Source organism: Paenibacillus sp. J31R30, from assembly GCF_059692115.1.
This window is the reverse complement of record NZ_JCAUAV010000002.1, coordinates 891,268-914,758: the sequence shown is the minus strand read 5'-3', so window position 1 is coordinate 914,758 and position 23,491 is coordinate 891,268. Positions and strand designations below refer to the sequence as shown.

19 protein-coding genes are annotated in these 23,491 nt (G+C 44.3%); 4 read left to right on the top strand and 15 right to left on the bottom strand.

The window, feature by feature from the left end; all coding sequences use genetic code 11:
• Positions 1–11 precede the first annotated feature (11 nt).
• Complete coding sequence (locus AC58QO_RS09875; protein WP_497265121.1) at positions 12–2,237, bottom strand: hypothetical protein; 2,226 nt, start codon at positions 2,235–2,237, stop codon at positions 12–14.
• 273 nt (positions 2,238–2,510) lie between these two features.
• Here AC58QO_RS09875 and AC58QO_RS09870 point away from each other — a divergent pair, with 273 nt between their 5' ends.
• Positions 2,511–3,671: an AraC family transcriptional regulator gene (locus tag AC58QO_RS09870; RefSeq protein ID WP_497265120.1), complete on the top strand. Its 1,161-nt coding sequence runs from the start codon at positions 2,511–2,513 to the stop codon at positions 3,669–3,671.
• A gap of 138 nt (positions 3,672–3,809) precedes the next feature.
• Here AC58QO_RS09870 and AC58QO_RS09865 read toward each other — a convergent pair whose 3' ends face one another.
• From AC58QO_RS09865 to AC58QO_RS09840, 6 genes are all read right to left on the bottom strand, one after another.
• Positions 3,810–4,028: a hypothetical protein gene (locus tag AC58QO_RS09865; RefSeq protein ID WP_497265119.1), complete on the bottom strand. Its 219-nt coding sequence runs from the start codon at positions 4,026–4,028 to the stop codon at positions 3,810–3,812.
• A gap of 238 nt (positions 4,029–4,266) precedes the next feature.
• On the bottom strand, positions 4,267–5,538 hold the full coding sequence (locus tag AC58QO_RS09860) for a Gfo/Idh/MocA family protein (RefSeq protein WP_497265118.1): 1,272 nt from the start codon (positions 5,536–5,538) through the stop codon (positions 4,267–4,269).
• Between the two features lie 89 nt (positions 5,539–5,627).
• Entirely contained in the window at positions 5,628–7,199 is a 1,572-nt protein-coding gene (locus tag AC58QO_RS09855) for an ABC transporter substrate-binding protein (RefSeq protein WP_497265117.1), read from the bottom strand.
• A gap of 62 nt (positions 7,200–7,261) precedes the next feature.
• A complete protein-coding gene (locus AC58QO_RS09850) occupies positions 7,262–8,137 on the bottom strand; it encodes a carbohydrate ABC transporter permease (protein WP_497265116.1) in 876 nt (291 codons plus the stop codon).
• 12 nt (positions 8,138–8,149) lie between these two features.
• A complete protein-coding gene (locus tag AC58QO_RS09845; protein ID WP_497265115.1) occupies positions 8,150–9,115 on the bottom strand; it encodes an ABC transporter permease in 966 nt (321 codons plus the stop codon).
• Between the two features lie 223 nt (positions 9,116–9,338).
• Complete coding sequence (locus AC58QO_RS09840) at positions 9,339–10,907, bottom strand: DUF3502 domain-containing protein (protein ID WP_497265114.1); 1,569 nt, start codon at positions 10,905–10,907, stop codon at positions 9,339–9,341.
• 167 nt (positions 10,908–11,074) lie between these two features.
• On the opposite strand from AC58QO_RS09840, the gene AC58QO_RS09835 reads away from it, so the two are divergent.
• Entirely contained in the window at positions 11,075–13,414 is a 2,340-nt protein-coding gene (locus AC58QO_RS09835; protein WP_497265113.1) for a helix-turn-helix domain-containing protein, read from the top strand.
• A gap of 165 nt (positions 13,415–13,579) precedes the next feature.
• On the opposite strand, the gene AC58QO_RS09830 is transcribed toward AC58QO_RS09835, so the two are convergent.
• Positions 13,580–14,665, bottom strand: a complete 1,086-nt coding sequence (locus AC58QO_RS09830; protein ID WP_497265112.1) for a fatty acid desaturase — start codon at positions 14,663–14,665, stop codon at positions 13,580–13,582.
• A gap of 145 nt (positions 14,666–14,810) precedes the next feature.
• Between AC58QO_RS09830 and AC58QO_RS09825 the strand changes: the two genes are divergently transcribed.
• Positions 14,811–15,728 carry an AraC family transcriptional regulator gene (locus tag AC58QO_RS09825; protein ID WP_497265111.1) on the top strand — a complete coding sequence of 306 codons (918 nt, stop codon included), beginning with the start codon at positions 14,811–14,813 and terminating at the stop codon, positions 15,726–15,728.
• A gap of 51 nt (positions 15,729–15,779) precedes the next feature.
• Here AC58QO_RS09825 and AC58QO_RS09820 read toward each other — a convergent pair whose 3' ends face one another.
• Together AC58QO_RS09820 and AC58QO_RS09815 are read right to left on the bottom strand one after the other, a co-directional pair.
• Complete coding sequence (locus tag AC58QO_RS09820; protein ID WP_497265110.1) at positions 15,780–16,562, bottom strand: phytanoyl-CoA dioxygenase family protein; 783 nt, start codon at positions 16,560–16,562, stop codon at positions 15,780–15,782.
• Positions 16,563–16,751: 189 nt separating this feature from the next.
• Positions 16,752–17,615 carry an AraC family transcriptional regulator gene (locus tag AC58QO_RS09815; RefSeq protein WP_497265109.1) on the bottom strand — a complete coding sequence of 288 codons (864 nt, stop codon included), beginning with the start codon at positions 17,613–17,615 and terminating at the stop codon, positions 16,752–16,754.
• A 143-nt stretch (positions 17,616–17,758) separates the two neighbouring features.
• Here AC58QO_RS09815 and AC58QO_RS09810 point away from each other — a divergent pair, with 143 nt between their 5' ends.
• Positions 17,759–19,336, top strand: coding sequence for a HEAT repeat domain-containing protein (locus tag AC58QO_RS09810; RefSeq protein WP_497265107.1), 1,578 nt, complete (start codon positions 17,759–17,761; stop codon positions 19,334–19,336).
• 87 nt (positions 19,337–19,423) lie between these two features.
• Here AC58QO_RS09810 and AC58QO_RS09805 read toward each other — a convergent pair whose 3' ends face one another.
• The 5 genes from AC58QO_RS09805 to AC58QO_RS09785 are packed head-to-tail and all read right to left on the bottom strand — an operon-like array spanning position 19,424 to position 23,481.
• Positions 19,424–20,356: a dihydrodipicolinate synthase family protein gene (locus AC58QO_RS09805; protein ID WP_497265106.1), complete on the bottom strand. Its 933-nt coding sequence runs from the start codon at positions 20,354–20,356 to the stop codon at positions 19,424–19,426.
• On the bottom strand, positions 20,353–20,844 hold the full coding sequence (locus tag AC58QO_RS09800) for a NanQ anomerase/TabA/YiaL family protein (RefSeq protein WP_497265105.1): 492 nt from the start codon (positions 20,842–20,844) through the stop codon (positions 20,353–20,355). Before AC58QO_RS09800 ends, AC58QO_RS09805 begins: the two co-directional genes overlap by 4 nt.
• A complete protein-coding gene (locus tag AC58QO_RS09795; RefSeq protein WP_497265104.1) occupies positions 20,841–21,764 on the bottom strand; it encodes a dihydrodipicolinate synthase family protein in 924 nt (307 codons plus the stop codon). Before AC58QO_RS09795 ends, AC58QO_RS09800 begins: the two co-directional genes overlap by 4 nt.
• 47 nt (positions 21,765–21,811) lie before the next feature.
• Positions 21,812–22,567, bottom strand: a complete 756-nt coding sequence (locus AC58QO_RS09790) for an RraA family protein (RefSeq protein WP_497265103.1) — start codon at positions 22,565–22,567, stop codon at positions 21,812–21,814.
• A gap of 29 nt (positions 22,568–22,596) precedes the next feature.
• Positions 22,597–23,481, bottom strand: coding sequence for a carbohydrate ABC transporter permease (locus AC58QO_RS09785; protein ID WP_497265102.1), 885 nt, complete (start codon positions 23,479–23,481; stop codon positions 22,597–22,599).
• Between the last annotated feature and the right edge of the window lie 10 nt (positions 23,482–23,491).

Sequence of the window (23,491 nt, the reverse complement as noted above, 5' to 3'; positions counted from 1 at the left end):
GTTACGGTAGATCACCTGAGACGCTCAATACGAATCGCGTGGTGCAGCCCGATGTAATATCCTAATGAAGCCGCGTCTTTGCCGACTACCTTGAAAGCAAGCGTATGTTTGCCATTACTCAGTGATAGCTGGCCAAGGGAAATGCGTATAACAGGTACAGAACTCTCCGTATCACAATATTGATTACACGGATCGCCAATGGGAGTACCGTCTACATACGCTTGAACGATTCCCCTGTCCCGTCCCATCGAATAATCCGCAAACAGCTCGACATTACATGTGCTGTCAGGCCAGTCGAAAGCCATCTCAACAAATTGTCCCACTTCAGTAGCCTTACAAACCCGACCTTCCCCGATATGCTGCTCTGGCTCAAACGGCAGTCCACTTGTATGCCATGGGAATAAGCTTTGAACCGGGTACACACACAAGGAAGATTCCGCACCCTTCATTTCTTCCTGCACATAGGATTCCGGCTCAGGCCATGGACTCTCTATCACTTTCGCCGCTATATCTTCTGAAAATGGAAACAGCAGTCTTGCTCCGAAAGAAAGAAAATTGGAGCTATTCAACTGTGATTGTAAAGATAAGGGCAGCGCATAACTATGGGGACGGTCACCAAAGCTTCCTGTTGTTGTACGGACAAATACGGATTCCTCTTTGACATGAAGCCAACACTCCAATTCGCTATCTGGATTCACTGCCTCACTCCGATCAAAAGTCTGATCGCAATGTGCCCCGTAACAAATTTGATAGGTTTCACCGGTTTGCAACTCAAATGGCAATCTGATGCCTTCCATCAGCTGCTTCCTTGTGATCAGGATCGTTCGGTTCGTTTCGGGATCAGGCCTCCAATCGGAAATATGTTCATCCGGAGGCAACAATCGGCTTACCCGAATAGGGAATTCGTCCGACACGGAAAGACCCGCTGCTAGGTTATCCTTGAAAAGAACGTTCTGCAAAGATGGGCCCGTTACGTGGAAAAAGGTGCTGAACATCAGCTGATTTCCTGGCGCAGGCTGACCATCGTAAACTTTAGCCATTTTCAAAAAAGCTTTGCGCTGAAAGAGCCCGGACATGACCGCGTATTTGGCCTCCATATCCGTCAGACTGCTTACGAACGGAGAGATGTCGGCACCTGCTTTGTAGAGATACACCAGCGCAATCATGCTACACACGATACAGACGATATCATGGGATCTGTATTTCCGCTCGTTCATCGGATTCTCCGCCCCATCGTAAAACCATCTTCCGTCCGTCTCCCATTCCCGGATCATGTACCATAACAAGCCACGAGCGTATTCCAACAATTGGCCCTTCGTTAGAGGATCAGATTCGTGGAATCCGGCTTTTGCGACAGCCATAGCGACTAAAGCGACTACATTATCGGTAGCGTCTACGACCGGATTTCCTTCCGAACTACCCGTAGGATTATACTCGGTCCAATAATAAACGCGGCCCTTCCAAACCCCTTTATGAAACCCGTAACGGGGAATTTGGTTCATGACAAAAGACTTTGCGTCATCCAAATAGTGACGTAGACCGGTTCGCTCATACATATGGATATGAAGGGAGGCGATGGCTGAGCATACGTGGTGATCGGGCTCGTGAAGACTCCAGTTATAGCCGTATCCGTCTAACCATTCCCAATCGAACACATAATCCCACCCTCCAGCCCAGTCGGGACGTGGGTTTGACTCCTGCGGATAGAACTGCTCCACAAATTCATTTGTTCCGTCTTCTTTCCAACGCGTAAATCGGAGAAAGGCGAGAAGTTCTTTAGCACGACTCCAAATGCGTTGATCCTCGGTCAATACGTAAGCCGGCAAATATTCCTGCAAAATATAATCATGCATGCGTCTTGGATAGTAACGATTGCTGTAGGTGAGGGATTGCTTGTCATGACCCGTCATGAACGGTTGGAATGGCATCGCTTCATCAATGATTAAGCGTTCCTGGACAGTCTTTCCTATGACATTCGAGACGACTGGTGTTTCCGCATCCCTATTAAGGGTGTCATCTGCCACTTGGAACGTCACATGCTTTTCTTCCATTTCCGTCAAACCCCAAAAAAACGAGCGAAACAATGGAGTCGTCCATACCTTTTGATTGGATGGTTGCAGATGGAGAACAGGCAGCTTATTCCAAAATTCCTCTGGAGAAAGAACCTCATTGATATCTTCCACATCGAAAACTAAATAGGATTCGCCATATGCGTTCTTTAATACTGAACTTTTCATTCCCTCTCCTCCGCATCGTTTATCACATCAATATCATGCCTAATACTTGTATCATACTTGTATTTTATTTGTGTCGCAGTTAAATTACTAGTGAAAAATGTTATTTATTTTACTCTATAATGAAAGCAAGAAAATAAGAATGGAAGAATGATAAAAGTTTAATCGAGAACAGACTCTCCCGGCTTTGGAGGAAGCATAAGCGCTTGAAATTGTTTTAAAAATTGAACGATTGTTAATATTATAGATATATAATTAAGTTTGTGGAGGGTTCTTATGAAGGCGGTTGAGGAGAAAGCAAGATGCATACATTATCTGCACCAGATTGATATCATTGGAGCTGATAAAGAGGGACAGCTTCTGTTTGCATGTGTCCAACCGGAAAGACAAAAGCTGCTTTCCAACACGTTGCTGATCTTGAAAGAGATGATCGAGGAGATATCGCATGTTGAGCATCCATACTTCACGTTTTGGACACCTGACTCATGTTTGTTTCATGCTTTATCGGTGCAAAATGATAACGAGAAGCTCATACTCATTTTAGGGCCTATTGGATTGACATCCCCTGAGAGCAAATTCGATAAGCTGATCCCTGCCAAAAATAGAAAAGATCTCGAATATCTTGGCCGATTATTCTACTGGCTGTTCGTCAAAGATGAAGAACATCGTATTCCTATACCAAAAACGTACAGTATAACATATACTCCTTCTCCCCTCGTAATCCCACAGCTTTCTCTGGTCAACCTGTACTACGAGCAAGAGGCTTTGCACATTACGCTAGAGGAATACAAAAGGTTAAAAGAGAAGATGCAGACCGGCGACGTCTCCGTCGTTCAAAGCCACTTGGACACACTGTCCAGCTTCCAAGAGGGGGTCAACCGATTCGAGCTTGCGAGCGGGGACATCCTTCGATCTGCCAAAAATCATTTCATTTCCACATGCGCGATCGTTTGCCAAATTGCGGTGGAAAGCGGTGTAGAAAATGAATATGCAAGAACAATTGCCTACAAATTTATCGTACGAGCTGAGAATCTAGGTACAAAAGCAGAAATTGTACTACTCATGAAAGAAATGATTTTACAATTTACGGCTGCCGTCAAACAATTTGCCAATCCACAATACTCGACATTAGTGAGAGATATTATTCACTATATGAATTTACATTTTTTCGAAAAAATCACTTTGAACGAAGTGGCAGTTAAATTCAGTAAGCATCCTTCCTATATCTCGAATAAGATCAACATGGAAACAGGACTTTCTTTTAGCGATAATTTGAATGAAATTCGCATAGCCGAGAGCAAGCGACTGCTAACTGACACTCAAAAGTCGATGAATGAAATTGCCATCGCAGTCGGCTTTGACTATCAGAACCATTTTTCGAAGGTGTTTAAGAAAATAACGGGTGTCACGCCATCCGAGTATCGGAACAGAGGGTGATTACTCCTGAACGCTCTAACAAATGAAAAAGCGGGGCAATATGCCCCGCTTTTTCATTTGTTAGAGTACCTGTGCGTCCGCTTCGTAACCATTCCTTCACGGCTAATTGTGCTGTTCGGATCGAATGTATGCCTATCTTCACCAGCAACAATTATTGTAATTGCATTTGTAATCCTCAGCAGTAGCTTTCGGATTTTCGTTAACCTCGATGATCCGGATCTCGTCGACACTGTCTTTTTCGCTCCAGCTGCACAGCATGGAAAATCCAGCAATAACCGCTTCGATCTTATTTCTTGCTCTCACGGAAACGCCGTGAACAATTCCTTTAACAGTTAACTCGATCGTATAAAGTTTCATGATGATTCACGTTCCCCCGATATTCTATCCACCCTCTTGATCATTGAGAGCTTTTACTGTGAATATTATCACCATATAGATTTCAATATTGATGAAATATTAAGACTTTAGAATTATATTTAACGTCCTTTGAAATGAAACACGCCTTGTCAATTAATAACGAAAAAACAGAACACGAAATAGCCCCTTCACGCGATAAGGGGCTATTCAGCATGTCTTTGATTCCATCTGATAAGACTCAAATTCGTTTCAATTCATTCCTATATTCCTCTATCCCAATAACCCGGCTTTCCAAACGTGACTTTTCGGCAGCGAACGCCATTAGATGGCTTTGTACGGAATTCCGTGCGCCAGTAATTCCAACCTCATCCCCATTTCGGCTCACTAACCGAACGAAGTCCCGCATGATGCCGTGGTCGCCACCGCCATGCCCTTCCAATGGCGCGTTGATCTCAATTGTTTCGGTCACACCTGTAATAAAGCTGCTCACCTCAATGACGTTCTTCTCCATATCGGCTCTGATCTGACCGCGAGTTCCCATCAGCTTCATCGATCTGCCGCCTTCTTTCGTGAAGGCGCACATCGTAAAGGCTACAGTAACCTCATTCGCGAACTCCAAATTGACGACCTGATGGTCTACCACATTGTTATCGCAATAATAGACACATCTGCCGTAAGGTCCATTTTGCAAAGCTTGAAGGACCCCCTCATCGCTCGGATCATTGCTGACGACATTGCGCAGCACAGACCCGACCCAGTCGTCTCTCTCCAAATACATTTTAGGCGCATAATATGGGCACTCATCCTGTACCGGGCAGCCGTCCAAGCAATGCAATGGCGCTCCTTCTGGGGCACTTTCTGAACGAAAATGCGTTAACGAGCCGAAAGATGACACCTTCGTACAGTCAGCATCCGCTAGCCACAGCAAAATATCCATGTCATGACAGCTCTTCGCCAAAATCATGGGACTAGAAGTTTCAGAGTTTCGCCAGTTCCCTCTCACGAAGCTGTGCGCTTGATGCCGATGTTCCACATTTTCCGTATGCTGGATGGAAATGAGTCTGCCTACCGCTCCATCTACGAGCAATTGCTTAAGCTTTTTATAAAATTCTGTATACCTAAGCACATGGCAGATGGAAAACACTCGCTTATATTTTTCCGCGTATTCCCCCATGAGGACACATTCGGTCGGGCTTGGAGACATCGGCTTCTCCAGCAGGACGTGATACCCTTTTTCCAAAGCTCGAATGGAAGGCTCAAAATGCATTTGATCCTGCGTGCAGATCAAGATCGCATCAGCGAGCTTGGGCCCTTCAAGCAGTTGCTCCCAGCTTTCGAAAACATGAGAATCTTCGATAGCGTGTGCCTCCTGGAAACGCATCCTTCTTACAGGGTTAATCTCAGCTACTGCCACAAATTTCACTTCATCTGGATAGTCTAGCGCGTAGGAAGCATAAGCATCCGCGCCTCTTTGTCCCGCTCCTATTAATACGGCAGTCATGGTTGCCATTTAGACATTCTCCTTCGACTCTTAATAGAGAGCTCCCTACCTATCCCATATGAATAGAATAAGAGGGAGTTCTCAATTTTAAAATTGATTTATTTAGCTGTCGCTTTCCAAGCATCTAATTGCTTTTGCTTCTCGGCAATAATCTTATCTGCGCCTGCACTCTTGAGCTTATCAAGGAAAGTTGGCAAATACTTGCTAGGATCTACTGATCCGGAAGCTAAGGCGTTATAAAGTTCCGCAATGACTGCATCCGTATTCGCCTTCTCAGCCTTCACTGGCGTAAAGTCAAAAACAAAGCCCAGTGCGTTGGATGGTGTTGCGTTTTTATTCAGATCTACCCACATTTGCGTAAACTTCTGATCGTTCCCTTTTGGATCACCTTCAGACAAATAGGAGAGCGCCATGTTGCCAAATTCCCAAGGGGAAAAGATTTGATAGCCGCCATCTTTGATTGTTTCAATGCGGGTATCAGAAATTTTCTTATAATGTTTGCCCTCGACGCCCCAGACAAGTGTGTTGTAAATTTGTTTGTCCGTGTTCAACAGATTAAGGAACATCATTGCTCTTTCTTTATTTGGCGAATTAGCAGATATTGCCGTCATTGTCGCTGCAGCTTTATCGGTTGTCAACAGCGGCTTCACAAATTGGAAGTCGTATGACTGTGTTTCTGGACTTGGGCCGGACATTCTTCCTGTAGCGTCCATACCTGCTGCTGCGAACGCCACGGAGTCAATATCAATTTGACCCAATTGAAGGGCATTCTTGCCAGCCTTTTTATCTGCATTGGTATCTTTTAATGTCGCTGCGTCTTTCCGCAAATATCCTTTGTTATACCAGTCTCTCATCATTGTCAGATAGTCTTTGAATTCTGGTGTTTCATACTGATTAACAACCTTGCTGCCATCTTTTAAGTAAAGATCTCCAGGCGTTTTCGAATCACCTAGACTTTCAAGGCCAAACATAGGTGGAGCAACCGTAAACGCATCGTTAAATTCCCAAGGGATCAGGTTTGGCTCGTTCTTCTTGACTGTTTCCAGGAAAGGCGTCAGATCCGATAATTTGGTCACAGATTTCCAATCCAGTTTGTATTTATCCGCTACTGCTTTCTGAATAATGTAGCCGTACCCTGCGGTTGACTGTTGGAAGACAGGCACGCCATAAATTTTCCCTTTTACCTTCACGGCATTCCAGAACATATCCGGGATACCTTTCTTCATATCTGGATATTTGGCAATCAAATCGTCCAATGGCGCATAAGCCCCATTCGCTACATTTTGAAAGTAATTGTTAAAGCCTGCCGCTGTCCATACGAGATCGTAGGGCTCGCCCGATGCCATGACGACTTTCATCTTCTCTTCATATGCGCCCCAATCAATCAGTTTAAGTTTAACTGTGGCATTGATTTTTGGCTTGATGAGCTTATTCACGGCATCTTCTACGGACTGCAGATCCTTTTGAGGTCCATTCGGGAAATAGTAAGTAAGTTCTACAGGTGCTAATGGAGTTGCTGTTGGTTGAGCAGTTTGAGCTGCAGCCGTACTTGGGGCGGGAGTTGCAGAAGGCGTTGTCTCGGCCTTTGGAGTACTACATCCCGCTACTACGACAGTAAAACCAATACTCAGCATAGCAAGCGAACGTTTCATTTTCATTGATTTGTTCATTGTTTGACCTCCACATTTGTTTTTATATGCTTAACGGGTTGATGCCCGGTGAAGCCGGTGAATTACGATTTCACTGCACCTAAAGTAAGGCCTTTGACAAAATACCTCTGTAAATAAGGGTAAGCGAGAATAATTGGGCCTACGGATAAAACGCAGGTTGCCATCCTAGCCGTTTCGTCTGGTTGTACAGCTGCGATTTTCTGAGTCAAAGCATTTCCTTGGAGAAATGCGATGTTGTTCATGATTGACTGTAGAAGAAATTGCAGCGTATACAACTTACCGCTCTCAATGTATAAAGCAGCAGTAAACCAATCGTTCCAAAGAAAGACTGCTGTAAAAAGACCTATGGTTGCGAGCACTGGCGTCGATAAGGGGAGAACCAACTTCAAAAAGGTATGAAACTCGCCTGAACCATCAATTCTTGCGGATTCTATAATGGATTCCGGAATTGTAAATGTAAAAAAATTTCTCATGATCAGCACATTGACCGAAGAAACCAAGTAAGGAACGAAAAGTACAAATATCGTATCTTTGAGATGAAGGTATTTTGAGAGTAGAATGTACGAGGGCACTAATCCTCCACTGAACAATAGGCAGAATACGACTAAGAAGGACACGATGCTTCTGTATTTCACTTCTTTTCTTGAAAGACTGTATGCAAACAAGGACGAAATGATCAGGTGGAGCAAAGTGCCGACGAGAGTTACGATGATGGTAACGGCATAGGCTCTTAGAATAGGTGAATTCCCGTTCAGAATATAGGCATAGGCATTCAAACTGAATTTCAATGGAATCAAATTATAGCCAGACTGAAAGATAGTCTGCTCATCGGACAATGACACGGAAAGTACAATGAGCAAAGGTATCAGGCATATTCCGCAATACACCATAAAAACAGCGTTTAGCATAAAGTTAGGAAACGTAAGTCGTTTGATCATCTTGTCATCCTCCTAGAACAATGCACTGTCACGATCGTATAGTCTAATCAAAAAGTTCGATACAAGAACTAGGATAAATCCAACACAGGCTTGATACAGTCCAACGGCGGAAGACATGCCGAAATCGCTCATGCTTTTCAGAGATCTGTAAACGTAAGTATCGATGACGTTCGTAGCACTGAACAAGACACCTGACTCCTTCGGCAGGTTATAAAACAATCCCCAATCGCCAAAAGCGGCGTAAAAAATTTTTCCTGCCTGCAGCAGCAGTAAAGTAATCGTGATCGGGGCCAGCATCGGAATCGTAATTTTGATTGCTTGCTGAAACTTATTTGCGCCATCCATTTTCGCAGCCTCATAATACTCGGAGGAAATCCCCGCAATTCCTGCTGCAAAAATAACGGAGAAGTAACCAACATTCTTCCAGACATAGCTCGCTGGTAAAATAAACCACCAATAGAACGGTTCGGAATACCACTGGACAGGCTCGATATTGATTTGTGCTAGTAATGTATTGATAATGCCTTTGTCCATACTCAGGAAAGTGAAAAGCAAATATTCAGCTACCACCCAAGACAGAAGAAAAGGAAGCAGTAAAATGCTTTTGTAAGCACTCGCAAGATAACGATTGCCTATTTCATTGATGAGAATGGCAATCACGAGCGATAAACCAATACCGAGTATAATGAAGACTAGGTTGTAAGCGATCGTATTAAAGGTGATTTGAAACAGGGCATCAGATTGAAATAGAAACTTAAAATTTGCGAAACCTACCCATTTACTCTTAAAGATCCCTTTTATGGGGTTATATTGTTGAAACGCAATAACAACCCCTAACATGGGTAGATAATACATGACGATGATGTAAAGCAGTCCAGGAAGCATCATGAGATAAAAAATTTTGTTTTTCATGAGTTCGCTTATGACGGGTATGACTGGCGCTCGCTTGTTTATGGTTGTTTTCGATTCCACAAGCATTCTCCTTTGCGTGGTGGCGATGAATTGGATGTCCCTATCATAAATCGAAAACAAACGATCAGAATACAGAGAAAAAACAGAGAATCACCGATTTTTAAATGAATTAGGTCTACAAAAATGAATTAATTCTCTGAAAAATGAACCAAAATTGAAAAAGTTCATGCAAAAAGAGCATTCACCGAAATAAATGGCGAATGCTCTTTACTAGTTTAATTTAAATTTCCTACTTCGTTGTTGCTTTCCAAGCATCCAATTGCTTTTGCTTCTCAGCAACAATTTTATCGGAGCCTGCCTTTTTCAACTTATCTAGGAATTGTGGCAAGTACTTCTCAGGGTCGACAGAACCACTCGCGATCGCATAATAAAGTTCATCGATAGCAGCGTCAACATTAGCCTTCTCTGCTTTAACCGGTGTAAAGTCAAATACGAAACCTAATGCATTGGAAGGTGTTGCGTTTTTATTGAGATCTACCCACATTTGCGTATACTTCTGATCGTTTCCTTTGGGATCACCTTCTGACAAATAGGAGAGCGACATATTGCCGAACATCCACGGAGAAAAGTTTTGGAAGCCTCCATCTTTGATGCTCTCAATCCGATTCTCCGCAACCTTTTTGTAGTGCCTACCTTCAACGCCCCATACAAGTGTGTTATAAATTTCTTTGTCAGTGTTCAAAAGATTGAGGAACATCATCGCTCTTTCTTTATTTGGCGAATTGGCTGAAATAGCCGTCATTGTTGCTGCAGCTTTATCGGTTGTTAAAAGTGGCTTCACAAACTGGAAGTCATAAGACTGTGTATTCGGATTGGAAAAGGACATTCTGCCTGTTGCATCCATGCCTGCAGAAGCTAAAGCCACAGAGTCAATATCGATCTGACCCAATTGAAGGGCATACTTTCCTGCCTTACGATCGGCCGAATTTTCTTTGGTTACCGCTGCATCTTTCCGTAAATATCCTTTGGTGTACCAGTCTCTCATCATCGAGATATAAGCTTTGAACTCTGGTGTTTCGTACTGATTGACAACCTTGCTGTCATCTTTTAAGTACAGATCACCTGGCGTTTTCGCATCGCCTAAACTTTCAAGGCCAAACATTGGAGGGGCCACCGTGAAAGCATCAGAAAACTCCCAAGGTATCAGATTTGGCTCGTTCTTCTTAACGGTTTCCAGGTAAGGCGTCAGATCTGATAACTTGGTGACAGACTTCCAATCCAGTTGGTACTTATCCGCTATTGCTTTCTGTATGACATAGCCGTACCCTGCGGTTGACTGTTGGAAAACTGGCACAGCATAGATACTCCCTTTTACTTTAACCGCATTCCAGATCATATCCGGAATACCTTTCTTCATGTCAGGATATTTGGCAATCCAATCATCCAACGGCGCATAAGCGCCATTCGCCACATTTTTAAAGTAATTGTTAAAGCCCGCCCCTGTCCATACGAGATCATAGGGTTCGTCAGAGGCCATGGTAACTTTCATTTTTTCTTCATAAATGCCCCAATCAATTGGTTTCAGGTGAACCGTGGCGTTGATTTTTGGCTTGATAAGCTTATTCACAGCATCTTCTACAGACTGCAAATCCTTCTGAGGCCCGTTCGGGAAATAATACGTAAGTTCAACTGGCGCTAATGAGGTTGCTGTAGGTTTAGTTGTTTGAGCGGCGGCCGTACTAGGCGCAGAAATAGAAGTCGTTGGTTCAGTCTTTTGAGAGCTGCATCCAGCGAGTGCAACAGAGATACCGATACTCAGCAAAACAAGCAAACGTTTCATTTCCTTTGATTTGTTCAATGTTTGACCTCCATGGGTAGGTAATAAGTCGTAAACACGTCTACAATAATTGATCAAATCTCCAAATAATGAACTAAGATGGGAAAATAACACTTTTTAAATTGAGTTTCAAAGGGGGATATAATAAAATTGATTTGCATCGTACATCATTAGATAGAGGTGGTTATATGTACAAAAAATTACTCATAACTTTCGTTGCGAGTATCACTGCCTTGATTATAATCCTTTCCTCGCTGTTGTACTACAACTACACTTCTTCTTCGATTGAAACTGTAAAAGAAATGAAGGGAAATATTTTATCTAATATCAGCTACAGTTCTGTATACATGGATAATATTGCGAAAAAGTTTTGCCAATCCTTAATGCTTAACAACTCCATTATGTCTTTCGCATACAGCAACGAACAGGATATTTTAAATATTAGCAGTGCTATGAAGACATTGAATAATTTAACAATCCCCAATAGTTATATTTATTCTACTTATATATACAATAAAAAAATCGATACCTTCCTCACAACGAACACGTTCTATGATAGCCATGATTTTTTTGATAAAGAAATCGTTACCCTGTTAAAAAGTCCTCAAGCAGCCCAATCGCCAAGTTTATACCCAATCCCAAGAAAAATCCCAGTAACAAATGACTCAAAAGTAAGCGAAATTAATGTATACACCTATCTTTTGTTCGATACCAATAATAACAAAGGCGACTTCGACAGTGCGATCGTATTGAATGTGGATGCGGACTGGCTAAGACTGACTATTTCATCCTTGGATAACAAAATGGGCAAAGATGGGAATGAAATTTTCGTCTTAGATGAGAAAGGCGATATCGTAAGCCACTACTCTCCTGCTATGTTCAAGCAAAATATTTCAGATCAGAGCTATATTCGTGACGTTCTTCAAACAGCAGCCCCATCGGGAACCTTCTTTGAACAGCTGCATAATAAAAAATACGTAGTTTCCTATGTTTCTTCGGATGAATTGAAATGGAAATTTATAAGCTTAACGCCTTATGAGACATATTTTTCGAGTGTCAAAAAGAATGGCTTCATTACTCTTGCCTTTTGTCTAATCGTTCTTATACTGGGACTATTATTCGCATTCCTTGCCTCAAAGAAGCTTTACCATCCTATCGATACGCTGACGAAAGGGATCAAACAAAAGCTGGGCCAGGATAGCAAACCTGAGAAAAACATCGACGAGGTTAGCTTTCTCTCAACTGCTTTCAATGGCATGATCGATAAAACCATCCTGTTGGAAAATATGAAACGAAATACAGCGCCACTTCTTAAAAATGATTTTCTAAAAAATTTAATCATTGGCCAAACCTATCTGCCTCTAGAAAAAATATTGGCCAAAGGAAAAGAACTTCAAATCGATCTGAATCTTAAAAATAATCTGTTCTTGTTTATGTTAAAAATAGACTTTTATAAAGATTTCGTCGACCAGCATAATGAAAAAGATCGATCCTTATATAAAATAGGGGTATCAAATATTGCCCAGGAAATTACCAACGAGTATTTCAGAAATGAAGTTATCGAGACTGGATTCGATCAATTCACCCTATTGGTTGACATTGGAGAACTTTCTGAGGAATCGGATTCGAACATGGACATCTTCCATGACATCGTGACTAGAATACAATTCTGTGTCAAAAAGTATATAAACATTTCATTAACTGGAACGCTTGGCTATGTGATCGATTCGCCGGATCAAATTAAATATGCGTATGAAAAAACGCTCAACTTGTCCATGTATCGAATTAAATTAGGGCATTCTAGCCTGATTACCTCGGAGATGTTAAACGACTTGGATGACAGCTCCTTCCAATTTCCCGCTTCTAAAGAAAAACAGCTCATTGATTCCCTGAAGTTAGGGAACAGTGAAGCTGCGAAGGAAGCCTATACTGACATTATTAAAGCCATGGAGCATTCATCTTACGATACGATCTTAACATCTGTTATCTATTTATTTTTCTCCATTTACAATTCGCTAAATCGGATCGTCGAAGGCTCACAATCTACATTCAATGCGATTTCGATTGATTTTTTCAACAAAGTAGCAGGGTTTGAGACCTTAGATGAAATTGAAAAAACATTTTTCACGTTATTCGATGATATTATTCTTTTAAAAGATGGCGCAAAAGATAAGAAAAAGAATATGATCGTCGATACCGTTATCGACATGATCCATGCGAACTATTCGGATAAAAACCTTACATTAACAAGCATCGCAGAAGCTTTGTCCCTTTCTTCCGTGTACCTCGGCAAGCTGTTTAAGACTGCAACCGGTAAATCAGTAGCCGAGTTCATTACTACAGTTCGTATGGAGAATATCAAGGACTTACTGGGTCAAACACAAATGCCGATCAATGATATTTTAGAAAAATGTGGAATCGAAAAATCGAACTACTTTTATACCAGCTTTAAAAAGTACTTTGGCGTGTCGCTTACTGAGTACAGATTGCAAAATGTGAAGTTAAATAGTGAGAAAGAGATTTTGTAAACTCACGAAAATGTGGAACCAATCCTCCACCTTATAAGTCGCGTAGTATTTGCTTTGGTCTGACCGATAAATCGCAAACGTACGATCTTTATGATTGAATATATAAGAATATTTATTTAACTAGTCACAATCAAACGCTGAACGAAGAAACGGCATCTTTGCTTATCACACCGACTGAGATACCGAAGAAAGTTTTCGATCATTCACCTTCCGACTTTCCGCAAATTCACGGTACCTGGGAACGACATGGGTATGATCTTTCCGCGCTTTCCAAATAGCGGACCAGGTCTCGCGGACAGCGACCTTGAAACTCGGGGCTGCCGCAGGACAATCATGCTTGATCTCTTCATGCAATGCAGGCAAGTTATAATACGGAACCATCGGAAACATATGGTGTTCCATGTGATAATTCATGTTCGTATACAGAAACCGAAGTAATCGGTTCGAATAAAACGTCCGCGTGCAAAGCCGATGATCTAGCGTGTCTTCGTAAAGACCCATGTGCTGTGTTGAAACTAGCATGCCGTTAAGATGAGCGCCATAGAACGAGGGCAACCCAATGAACATCAATGGCAATATGCTACCTATATAAAAGCACAAGCCGATAATAAGGCTATAAACAAGTATAAAAACGCGTGCTTCCCAGAACAATTTGCGGTGCTCACTCGCAGGGATGAGTTCCTTCTCAACGGCATTTAGACGTCCGATCGCATGCTTGAACAGGTAAGGCCCAGTACCATGAATAAACGTTTCTCGGAAAATGTAACGGATCACACGTCGCAACTTCGGTGGTCGCGGTTCCATAATCTCGGGATCGCTGCCCACGACGATCGTATCCGTATGGTGGCGGGTATGTGTCCAGCGATAGTTCGTCGCTTGAATCAAGATTAGAAACGAACAGAACTGATACAAGGCTTCATTCATCCACGCGGTTCGAAACATCGTGCCATGGCTGGATTCATGCCATTTGGAGACAGCGGGCGTTGTATAGACAGCACCGTATAGGATAAATGCGGGTATCGTCCACCATGTTCCCCATGACAAGTAGGCGGTATAGCCCAAGACAACCATCAAGGCTATCCACAACAAGGTATCCCGAATTGCAGGTCCATTCTTGCGTGCCATAAGCTCCTTCATACGTTTTCGGGAAATGGGGCATTGATACCATTCCCCAGAAACGAGCCCTTTGTCGATCGCTTTTTGCCGCTCTGATCCTAGAATACTGTAGTCCCGTTGCAACGAATTACCCATATGCTCTCTCCTCGTCCGCTAATATTTGGCTTCAGTTCTGAATATTCTTATCGTATCAAATGGGTTGACACTTGACTTCCCAGAACTTATTAAATAGGATCAGACACATAGGAGTAATCCGAACTAATCGGAGGCGAACTTAAGAATGCCAAATTTACACTCATCTGTTTCCATGCGATGGGTCTACCCTCCACATGATGAACATCCAGAGGATTTAGAAAGCACGATCAACATCAGACTCGTTCCGGAATTGCTCGTCGTTGGATATCAAAAATATGCAGAAGCGTATCCCATTCCCCTGCACTGCCATCATCACGGATATGAATTCGTCTATGTGCAAAGTGGCAGCGCGACTTGGGAAATAGACGGCATTCCTTATCCAATGAGCGCTGGGCAATGGTTTTATACACGTCCAGGAGAACTTCATAAAGCACGCTTCAATCATTTGGAGCCTAGTCGGATTTGGTGGTTGATTGTACAGGATCCGGAGGACGCCCCGAACTGGTTTCGCTTTGACGGCTCTGATCGCGAGTTCGCCATCTCCCGTTTGCGGCAGCTTCCACGGGTATTTCGTGCTGGTCATCGCGTTCGTGACCAATTCGTACGCTTGAAGGCAACTTTGGAAGTTGATAGCCCTGATCAGGCTTTTTTTGTCCGTCATCAGGTTTTGGACATCATAATGGGACTTCTCCAGCCTGTTTCATCCAAGATGATCGAGCCCGGAATCAAAGACCTAGTAATCCGTTCTGTGCATCAAATGACGCAATCACCAAATCATCGATATTCCGTTGCGGAGTTGGCCCGTGCATCTCAGATGAGCGAGTCTCATTTCTATAAAGTGTTTCACGACATATTCGGTCAGTCACCTGCTGCATTTATGGAACGCATAAGAATGGAACGTGCTTGCTCCCTGCTGCATACAAGTTCCTCCATCACGGACATTGCATTTGAACTGGGCTTTAAAACCAGCCAGCACTTCACGACTGTATTCCGGAAACATATCGGCAGTTCGCCAAGCGAATGGCGAAAAATAAATACAATTGGTAGCCCTGCCTTTACATGAATAGCCTATCTTCCTGTCATAACAGGGAGGTAGGCTATTTTCGACTTCGAATTATTTCCCAAAATTCTCACAGCCTCGGAAGCTCATGTGGCGAGTAGAATCAAATTTCGGAAGCGGCGCATAATTGTTCGGAACGTCACCTTTATCGCCTCGAAGGTGGAAGATGGCGTGACGTTCATTCAATACCTTCGTACTAGAAGGGATATAGCGAATGGTCAATCCGCAACGGCGATTAGGAGAGAGATTCTCCTTGGAACCATGAATGATGTTCGGATGGTGGATGGAGACACTCCCCGATTTCAAAACGAGATCCACGGCTTTCGACTCGTCGACGAATTTGTTCTCGATTTCCGAGCTCAGCACGTTTTCGACCTCAAAGCTGCCTTTCATCTCCTGCAGCTGTAGACGATGCGTCTCGGGGATGACTCTCAAGCAGCCGTTCTCTATCGTAGAGTCATCGACCGCAAGCCAAAGCGTGATGACATTCATGGGTTCCAATGGCCAATAGCTCCCATCTTGATGCCATAACACAGGCCTGCCGGTAAAAGCTGGTTTACAAATGTAATGGGAAGCAAACAAAGCAATGTCTGGTCCGATAAAGGCTTGCGCGATATCCAACAGCCGATCGTCGCTTACGAGCCGCAGCCAGAATGGATCATCGTGAACTAGATTGGTATGGAGCTGCTCTGGACGAAGATTCGGGTTTTTATCGATCAGCCATTGCACGTGCTCCTTAGCTTCCACCATTAGGTCCGTATCGAGGACATCTGGAAAAGTTAGGTACCCTGTACTCTCGTATTTATTTTGTAAATCTGAGGTTATGAACGCTGTCATTGTCATCTTCTCCTTTACCCTTAATTGGATACCCTTTCTCTTTAATCTACTTCAAGTTCATCTTCCAGTCTTTGTACTTTCATGCCTTTGTTTTGTATCCGTACGCCATCTTATGATTGATGGCATAACCTTAGCAAAAAAAGACGTGACGGCATTATGCCGTTACGCCTTTTTTGAATTTGTTTGTACCTATCTGTTCTCTTCTCGATACTCTCGTGGTGATAGCCCGTTTAACTTACGGAATAGCTTCGAAAAATAATGCACGGACGAAAAACCATGCTTGTCTGCGATCTCGGTAATGCTCAGATTGGTATGCAAAATGTCTTCTTTCGACCGATTCATCTTAAATTGAATGACATATTGGGTAGGTGGCATACCAGTAGCATCCTTAAACAAATCAAAAAAGTAACCACGGCTGATACCAAGCGCTTTATAATAGACCTCCAAAGGCTGTACATTCCCATGTACAAGATCCTGATCCAATTGATCGAGCAATTTGGACATGCGCAGATGTGGGATATGCTCCTCTTTCAAGGCAAAAGTTAGAAAAAACTCGATAAACTGCTGAAAGCTGCTCTGGATCTTTAAATTTCGGACATAGGTCCGCTCGTTAATGTAGTAATTTTCAGTATAAAACTTTTTGAAAAAATCCACCCACAGCTGCAGCTTCTCCACTTTCACGTGCTCGGGTAAAGCATAAGGAAATGCAGGTCCAATCAGTGTAGAATCAAGCACAGACGCCTCATTATAGATCCGGCTCGGGTGGGTATGCTCGCCCCGACGATCTATGTATGACCAATCGAAATAACAACAAACATGAACCATCGGGTCTTGGCTGTCGGCAATCCAATGGTGGAGTTGCCCCGCTGGAATGTATACAAGTGAGCCGGATACCGTTTCATACGTGTGACCATTTGTCTGAATGACGCCTCTTCCCTCGCTGATTAAATATAGGGAGGACGTATAGCAGATTCGATTAATACTAGTCTGTCCTTTGGAGAAAGGGTAACGGGTTGCAAAGTATACATAAGGATGTAAGTTGGCGAAATCCATCCTCGATCACCACCTAACCAACATGAGATTGATTAACAATTGATATGACGATTGTACAAATAATTGACGATTTTGCAAATACAAAATACGCCAAACCATATAATATTTATAAGTGAAGACGATGATTTCAAGGAGGATTTAACATGTTGGATAGCCATTATTTGTTGACGGATGAGCAAATGATTCAATTTATTACAAAAGGATATCTTGTACTTAAGAACGACATGCCTGATAAGCTGCATCAGAGCATTATGAAACAGATCCATTACGTTATGCATAATGAAGGCAATCCTGGCAATAACATTCTCCCCCGTATTCCAGACATTCAACAGTTGTTCGATACGCCAATCGTCAAGGGGGCCTTAAGCAGTGTTCTAGGTCCGGATTATTACATGCATCCGCATCGCCACTGTCACTACAACCAGCCTGGAAATTCGACGCCAGGCGGCGGACAATGGCACAAGGATGGCTATTGGTCTTCGATGCGCAGCCACCGACCGTGGTGGGCGATGTTGTTCTATTACACGCATGATATTACTGAAGATTTAGGACCGACTGCTATTATGCCAGGTACCCAATACTACGAAAAATTTCTTGGCGATCGAGGCGAGACGCTGCTTCCAACAGGCAAGGCGGGTACAATGGTGCTTGTACATTTCGACTTGTGGCATAAAGCTTCCCTTAACGTATCAGAACTAGATCGCTATATGCTTAAGTTTCAATTTCTCCGATTGAGCGCACCAACATATCCGAGCTGGAATCATCAAAGCAGTGAGATGGTTGTGCCGGAAGGAACGCCAGCTATCCATATAAATGTATGGCAAGACGTTTGGAATTGGCTTCGTGGAGAACATAGGCCTCAGCAAGCTGATACAACAACGACCGAGGAGCAATTGTTCGCGTTGCAGCAACAGCTTGAGTCAGAAAATGCGACCGATCGTGGTCAGGCTGCTGACGAATTAGGACGGATCGGAGCGGCGGCAGCTGCTTGCGCTCCTGCGCTGGGATTTTTATTAAACGATCAAATGGAAACAACCGCTTTGAACGCAGCCTACGCACTTGGAAATATGGGAGCACAAGGTATCCAAATGCTGATTGAGCAATTATCGGAGGGGTCGAACCTGGCAGCAGAACGTGCTGCTTACGGATTACAAAGTGCTGGCATAGAAGCGAGTTCAGAACTTCTCCGTGTAATGCAGCATAAGGATGAGAAGCGCAGGGCATTGGCTGTTTTCGTACTTGGGATGATAGGATCTGCGGAAGGTGAAGTTGTCTCTTCGCTGATTGCTAGTTTGCAGGATCACAGCGAATGGGTTCGCCGAAATGCCGTTGAATCGTTAGGGATGCTCAAAGATGCAGGAGATGAGGTTGTTTCTGCATTAGCGAGCGCACTGAAAGATTCATTACAACATGAAGCTGACAATGATTCAGAACTGAATTTTGTGGAATCGAATAAGTCGTATGCCAAAAATCAGCCATACATTACCAATAAAATTGGCTATACGGCTGCACTTTCACTACTTCGCACCGGTAATGCTGGCGATGTGAAGGAAGTTGTCCCTTCCTTGGAGCAAGCCCTTTACAGCAAGGATCGTTACGTCAGAGCTTATGCGGCAGAAGCTCTCACCCATCTGCGAACCGAGGAAGCCGTAGATATCTTGATCCGGTATTACCGCGCTTCCCGCTGGTGTCAGGATACAAGTAAAATTAGTACGTTCTAGACTTCCTTATCGAACATTTAGCTGAATTCAAGTTAAAAAGAGCAACCTGCCCCCACCTATGATTATAGGGAAGACAGGTTGCTCTTTTTAGCTTTCGAACATCTCTGGCAGCAGCTCCTTAGCGATAGGCCGAAGCCGTTCTGCCTCGGATTCAGGTATCCATCGATACGGCCAACGAAGCCGTGTTCCAACGTTCCCCCACCCGCCGATGGCTGCAAGCAACTTATCACACGCCGCATTGCAATAGCCATGAACGGTAATATAGGGAGTAATGTACCCTCGTATGAACTGTACGATTCGCTTCTCCTGCTCGAGCGCACGGTCAAGGTCACTCGTAATCTGTTCATACCAGCGCTGCGCCCCTCTCGGGCTTAAGCAGGCTACATTAGAGTAAGCCCCGTGTGCTCCTCGCGCATAGCCCGTCGCCAGGAAGTGGCCCGGGACGAAGATGGAGATTCCCTGAGCATGGAGGTTCATCGCTTCATACCATGCATCATCGCCGCCAGCCACCTTAATCCCAACGATACCCGGTACTTCCTTGCGAATACGGGCATATAGCTCCGGAGGTATAATTCTCTTCGCATGAGTCGGGTTGTACAATACGATACCAATGGGATCAGCCGCATCGACAAACCGCTTCAAGCAGTCGATTACTTCATCATCCTTGAGGGGGAACCAATCGGACAGGATGATCTGGATGGAGCTGGGCTTCCACTGTACCGCTCGCTTAATTCTTGCCAGCGACAGCTGCGGACTCATCTGACTTGCACCGATCTGGAAGGGCATTCCCGCTTTCTCACAGGCCTGTGCCAATGTCTCGTTCACACGGACGAACTCTTCCTCTGTCTGAGTATGGAACTCCCCTGCTGTTCCATTGGAGTAGATGCCGCTCACGCCCGACGCGATCAAATAATTAATTTCTTCTTGGAGTCTGACGTAGTCAATCGAGTCATCGTCTTGAATAGGAAGAAGCAGTGTGGCATAACTGCCTGCAATTTCTTTCGCCGTCATCGGTTTCATAGGACAGTCCCTTCTGAGCCTGTAAAAAGGCCCTCGTGGATTTTTACAACCAATTTCACGAAGTGTCCTTCATCAGAATAGCTGCAGCCCGGACGATGTACCTCGCCTGGCCAGAACACGACAAACATACCGGATTTCAACATCAGACGCTGCTCATTCATCATATATCCAAATAGGATGCAATCTTTTTCCGCCAGCAGATCCGTCACTTTCTCGTGATTATCTGAAGCAGGAGCATAGCCAATACCCTCCTCGCCATCTAACAAGATGTGAATATCGGCATATTTGGCGTGGCACTCTCCCTTACGGTTCTCCCACGCTTCTGTCTTCCCTTCCGCTCGGGAAACAAACATTGTCCCCTCTTCAATTTCGATTCTGCCTTGAATTTGACTCATATCCTGCCCAAGAATAAAATCCAATGCTTTTCGGATCGCATTGCCATATTGGCTCTTATTCGTCTTCCAATGTTCCACGCTATCAAGTATCATATCGCAGGAACTCCTTTGATCTTGACGCCGCCGCTGAGCAGGATATTCCGCAGCTGTTCGTAGCCTGCCGGGGTCAGCGGTGACAACGGATAATGAGGAATCCCTTCTCCGAAGCCAAGCAGTTGTGGCATCGCCTTTAATACAGGGAGCGAATACCCTTCGATGGCGAACGACTCCTCCAGCTTCACGATGAAATCCTGGATGCGCATTGCTGTCTCCAAATCGTTATTCTTCACCGCGTTATACAAAGTAACCATTTGGTCGGGAATCACATTCCCAACTCCGGGGATGATGCCGTCTGCACCCATTTGCAAGCTCGAAACACTAAGTACCTGAACGCCTTGCATCACCGAAAAATACGGAATATCCCTCGTCAAGCGGATGGTTTTCTGGAACTGCGGGATATTTCCTGAGCTATCCTTGAAGCCAATGACATTCGGAAACCGTGCGATCTTGTTGACCGTCTCCGCCTCAATCGGGTTACCGGTATACACCGGTACGTTATAGATAATGATCGGCAGCTCCGTCGCCTCGCGGATGGCTGCGAAATGCTGGATGATCTCATTTTGCTTCACTTTAAAATAATAGGGCGAGACAGGAACGATCGCGTCTGCTCCCATGTTCTCCGCTTCCTTAACTAACTCCAACACGCGGTCTGTACTTGTTTCCATGACACCAAATAACAGCGGTACGCGTCCTTTGCACACCTCGCTCAACGCCAGCAACGCCTGCTCGCGCTGTCCGCGCGTCAACATCGGCGACTCCGCCGCCGTTCCCATGGCAAAGATACCGCTCACGCCACTAGCGATCATATGTTCGGCGAGACCTTTCAAAGCTTCTGTATCTATGCTACGGTCCCGCTTCAACGGGGTAATAATGGGGGGAATAATTCCTGTTAATTTCGTTTGATTCAAATTCACTGATAATCTCTCCTCGTATAAGTAGAATAATTGCGATTATGATGATGTTACCATTCGCCTTTTCGGGACGAGAACGCTTTCGTTGCGGCGCCAAAATTTCGGGCCTCAATCAAGAAATCATCGACGATCTGCGTGCCGGACTTGCCATATGCCCCACGAGCTGCAGGGATGATCGTATTACACTCATTGTTGTCCATAAAAATCGATGCCTCCAACAGCCCGGCTTCATCCTCCTTCGGTACGACGAGAAAGCCGTGTTTGTCGGCATGAATCAACTGCCCCGGCTTGACCTTACAGCCGAACACCTCCACTTCGCAGCCCCAGCGAACCGGGATGCTCCAAGCATGGCCGATGCACAGCCCGCTGGCGATCGCCTTAAATCCGGCATTGGTCATTTCATCCGTGTCGCGAATGCAGCCGTCCGTAATCGTACCCACACAGCCAAGTGCGCGATGGATATTACTGTTCACTTCGCCCCAAAAAGCGCCGACATGGTTTGGTTTGTCCAAATCCTGCACCACGACGATTTTGGGTCCTTGGATACTCGCCACATATTCCCTGTACTGATGAGAGGCTAGTGGATTGTTTTCTTTGTGTTCTTTCTTGCTAGGTTCGATGACAACCGTAATGGCGTAGCCGACCATCGGCCCCATTTGCGGCATATAATCAGTTACCTTCTCACGGTTAAAGCATTCCTTGGCAATGTCATGCTGCGTCACTTGCTCCCAGCCATTATATATGGTGGGGGTGTTCCACCGTTTCAATTTCAATAATTCGCTGTGTGCCAATCGCTCCTCATTCATGCCTATTTCCCTCCTTCTCCCGATTTCAACTACCCTTTCACACCGCTTGAAGCGATGCCCTGAATAAAGTATTTTTGCCCGGCGATAAATACGGCAATAATCGGAATAATGGCGCAGGTAGCCCCTGCCATAACCAGATTATATTGGCCCCCTTCCATGTCATTTAACGTTTGTAGACCAATCGGAATCGTGTACAGCTTTTTGTCCGTAATAAAAATAAGCGGGTCCAAGTAGTTGTTCCAGTTCGACACGAACGCTAAAATAATGAGCGATACGAAGCCTGGGACCGCGAGCGGAATAATCATTTTCAAAAATATTCGGAAGTGTCCCGCACCATCCATATAGGCCGCTTCGGTTATTTCCTTCGGAATGCTGACAAAAAACTGCCTTAACAAGAAGATGCCAATCACATTGAACATCCCTGGTAATATGAGCGCCCAATGCGAATTGTACATCCCGATCCAATGAAACAGAATAAACCGAGGCACAAGTGTGACATGGGGAGGAATCATCAAGGTGGATAAATACAGCAGGAATACCACGTTTCTCCCTCTAAATTCGATCCTTGCGAAAGCATAAGCCGCCATGGCGCTGATAATAACCGTACCGCCAATCGTAAAAAGCGCAACTTGGATGGAATTCCAGTAAAATAAGTAAAAGGGATACGTCTTGTTGAACCAAACGGTGTAGTAATTACTAAACATCCATTCCTGGGGTATCCACTGAATTGGAAATTGAAAGACCTCAATAGGTTTTTTCAACGACGTTGAAACCATCCAAGCAAAAGGCATTAACATCAACATGCCGATACAAGCCATGAGAATCGTTAGCAACCATTTCTGCAGATCAATTGGAACGACTTTAAGGGAACGTTTGACCTTTACGCTTGATTGTGTGATTGGTAAGTTATCCATATGCTCTCCT